The sequence below is a fragment of the Paenisporosarcina sp. P4_E4_2 genome (assembly GCF_056401595.1).
Map to the genome: position 1 here is coordinate 1 of NZ_JBFUJC010000297.1, position 3,919 is coordinate 3,919.

Below are 3,919 nucleotides of genomic sequence, written 5' to 3' on the forward strand. Positions count from 1 at the left end.
GTCTATTTGATCAAGAAAAAGTTCATAGTCAATCGTTTTCCCTTTAATGTTTAAATTCGAGTAACCCCTACTTTTGTCGGTATGGGCAAATGAAGTGCTGGCATTCGCACAAAATATTAAGGTGACTATGAACAAGGACAGGAATGCACGTAGTTTCAAAGCGAGACCTCTTTTCATCAAAGTTAAAATCTAATCCCTCGGAGCGAATCGTAATTGTGTCAATAAATATTGAGCGCCTTAATATAGAACGTCCCGCAGCAAATATTTTGCCGCGGGACCTCTTTTCATCAAAGTTTAAATCTAATCCCTTGTGCGAATCGTAATTGTGTCAATAAATATTGAGCGTCTTGCAGCACATGCTGCTGTGATTTCCTCCCATACAACATTCACTGCCCCTGTTGTTCCGTCATTGTATATGGCCTCAACCTTTGCAGGAAGTGCGGGTATTGCCTATGCTCGTATTCACGGCAACCGGTTTGAAGTCTACGATGTCTTCGGTATTACACTTTCTGTTTCAAGGACGCTAATCTCCGTAGCCGGAAGCACTGGCGCTAAAATTTTCATTTCCGACAAACCGACATTTGGTCCGCTTCCACCGGATACCTGGAATTTGACCCATGTCACCGTCTTGTCAGGGAAAGTTACAGAATAAGCGCTCCCGTCATTCGGGATTCCTGAAACCGTCACAGTGCTTCCGTCGCTAAAGGTAAGTGTTCCGCCGGGCGCCCAGTCAGCTAAATAGGGCCGATCATAGAAGGTAATCTTGCTGATCGTTTGATTCGTCGTCCAATTCACCTGGATCCATGGATTCTGTTCTCCCTTGGACGCCCATTCGCCCGATTGCCCTATGATGCCATCGAACACTTTGTCGGGAGAACGAGCGGCATCGTAATACGATGAAGCGGTAACTGCGGCGGTCCACGCTGGGATCTTATTAACAGTTACTCTAATGCTTGTTGTTAAAGGCACGTTATTGGGATTTGCCACCCCATTTGGCAAAGTTACAGTTCCATTTACAGTGAAGGTCTGCGCCGTCGTGGCAGTGGGATCATAGTTTGAAGCATCTACATTCCATGTCACATTGGCATTATCCACCTTGCCTGCATCGGTATCCAAGGATACTTTCTTTGGAAATCCAAGGGCGTCCGCTGTCTTCGCCGTTCCGATTGCCACCTCTGTGATGTCAGCAGGTACTGTGATGCTGTTCAATTTTTTTTCTTGAATTTCTATCAATTCAAACCAGCGAAAAACCCAAAAACCTGCATTTACATTCAGCCTTATTTTATGTGAGCCTTCACTCAGTCTGACCGTTTCGGATTTAATGACATAGTTGGTCGGACCCCCGGTTGAGATTGAGGTTCTCGTTTGAGGTACTCCATCTACCAGGAATTCAACCTCTCCCGTATACCCCGCGTTTGATGCTACCTTGTAATTTAATTGATAGAATCCCGATTTTGCCACATCTACGTTATATTCCATCCAGTCGCCTATTTCCATAGCACCCACTCGCCATGCGGGTCCGCCATCATTAATCCGTTGATTTCTAAGTACAGCACCCTGTTTCGAATTGTAGTTTGCACTTTCTATCCTTCCTGGCACCAATGCTGAACCAGGCAATACATCTAAAATATTTACATTAAAGCTGGCTGTCTTTCCACCTAGAGTCACAGCCAGTTGCACTTTTCCTATACGAAAGGACTTAAAGCCGGTAATATTATCAACCGTTACGTTTTCCACTTTTGTTGTTCCATCGCTGTAAGTGCCTGTCACAACCAGCCCGTCTATATTAAGCCCATCTCCCTGCAGGTAATTCAACTTTGTTGGCAGTTTAGTTATTTCGATGCTTTGCAACTTAACGTTAGAAGTCTCGTTGGCAATTGCCATGATCTGATCTGTAGACAATGCTTGATTGTAAACCCTTACTGCATCAATACGTCCATTGAAGCTTTGTTGGCCTCTACTGTCTGCACCGATATACGTTCCCGTTGTTGGCGTATAAGGAGCTGTTGTATTATTGGTTACCGGTGTGCTCTTGCCATTGATATAAAGCTCCCAGGTGCCGCTTCTTCTTGCCGCCGTGATATTGGTCCATTGGCCCGCCGTCAAAGCAGTCTGCGATCCAAGGATCGTCTGCCCGTTGATTGCAATGGACACCTTATCGCCTTGGTCATGATCCAACACGATGGAATATCCATTGGTAAAGCCATCACCATTGGACAATATTTGTTGAGATCCTGAGGTTGCACCATTCCACTTCACCCAGGCTGTTAGCGTTAGATTGTTCTTTTTATTGGATACAAGATCTGTACTTGCATAATTACCGTCTGCACCGTTCAGGCTGAGTGAAGCGGAACCTTCCATTTTATCCGTCTTATCAAAGGCAGCACTTCCATGCAAAGTTGCATTAAACCCATTCTTGATACTGTCGTTGCCATTGTCGTTAAATCCCCACATCCTTTTGGGATCGTTACCATCTATAATTTGGAATTTATCTATGTTCACACCCGCTGCGTTGCTATCGCTTTTTATGACGATCTTGTTATTTGGACCCGGATTCAGCTCAACAGGTACCACCAATTCGTTATACGAACTCATGCTTCCGGTAGTAGGAAAGCTGAGCGTCTGTACTTTGGCTCCATTTACATATATTCCCTTGGTAACATTGGCAGCATCGGTAGCATACCTGATTTTCAATATTTTGTTGCCGCCAGAAGCTCCTCCGTCAACCTTGAGCGACTCGATATATGCTTTTCCATCGTTCATTTTCACGTACTTTCCGCCGGACGGATTTATGTCTTCGCCAGCGGTTGCATATGCGAATACACTATCCTCGGCTTCATACATGCCGGTTGTATTCGGGTGCAGACTCATAGTACCTTCCCATATGGTTTTTTGTGTATTTACATCCCTTCCCTTTATATGTAACTTGTCTTTATATACATCAACAATCATAGCTTGATTATTTAAAACGGCACCGTCTCTTACTGCAGTGAATCCATTGGTGTACATGTTGCCTTCTATCTTAGTATCGTCGTGAAGATGTCCTGTTGTTAAAATAACCTGTGGATATTTTTCAAGGATATTTCTGAACTTCTGTTCCTGTACCAAATTTTCATTATAATTATCCGAAGAATATGACTTGGATACAGTCTGGTGAACAGGATTATGCGTGAACACAAAAATCGGCTTGTCCGGAACAGCATTTTCAGCAAGCTTGCTTTCAAACCAGGCTAACTGTTCGTCGGACATATACGCGTAATTGGTCGGTTTCTTATCAAACCCTAAAAATATGAAGTCATAGTCTTGTATTTCCCGGTGGTAATACACCTTCTCTTCTGGTATTCCTGCCTTTTGTATAAATCTGTTCTTCGCTACATTAAAATCCGGCTGCCAATCGTATTCATGATTTCCCATTGCATAATACACCGGCGGATGATCTTTTACAGAATCGATAGCATTTCTTATGGCGTCATATTCACCGCTATCCCCGAGATTGGTTATATCCCCGGCTAAAACTATTGCACTTACATTATTATTTTTAGCATCCGTTACAGCTTTAGCCGTTTTACCCGTATCGCTATGCGTGTCCGACATTGACATGAAGCTGAAGATAGGATCTTCCGTAGTGTTTTCTGCCCCTGCTGCAGAGCTTTCTGCCGAGATACTGCCTACTACACCCAACAGGGCTACATTCACCAGCATGAGTGATAGAAATGACTTTTTTAGCCTTTTAAGAAATAGCATAATTAATCCTCCTGTTTTTTCTTGTAATACTCAATATGCCGTTTGTCGTCTTGCTTAGCCCGTTAAGGGGTCCCTTAGAGGGGTTGAAAATCAGGGTTTTATATTACTTGATCACTTAGCTGGAAAAATTCGCGTTTTGAAGGCGAAACCCCGTTAACGTCGAATCTTGTTGTCC

2 protein-coding genes are annotated in these 3,919 nt (G+C 43.7%); both read right to left on the reverse strand.

The genetic code is table 11. The annotated features are described in order from the left end of the window. Positions 1-300: 300 nt before the first annotated feature. Positions 301-447 carry an Ig-like domain-containing protein gene (locus tag AC1DSB_RS15800; RefSeq protein ID WP_446723148.1) on the reverse strand — a complete coding sequence of 49 codons (147 nt, stop codon included), beginning with the start codon at positions 445-447 and terminating at the stop codon, positions 301-303. A gap of 36 nt (positions 448-483) precedes the next feature. Continuing rightward, entirely contained in the window at positions 484-3,744 is a 3,261-nt protein-coding gene (locus AC1DSB_RS15805) for a DUF7402 domain-containing protein (RefSeq protein WP_477587073.1), read from the reverse strand. Positions 3,745-3,919: the final 175 nt, after the last annotated feature.

Coding starts and splice junctions, on each gene's coding strand:
- AC1DSB_RS15805 (WP_477587073.1), bottom strand. CDS start 3,744: ATGCTATTTCTTAAAAGGCTAAAAAAGTCATTTCTATCACTCATGCTG.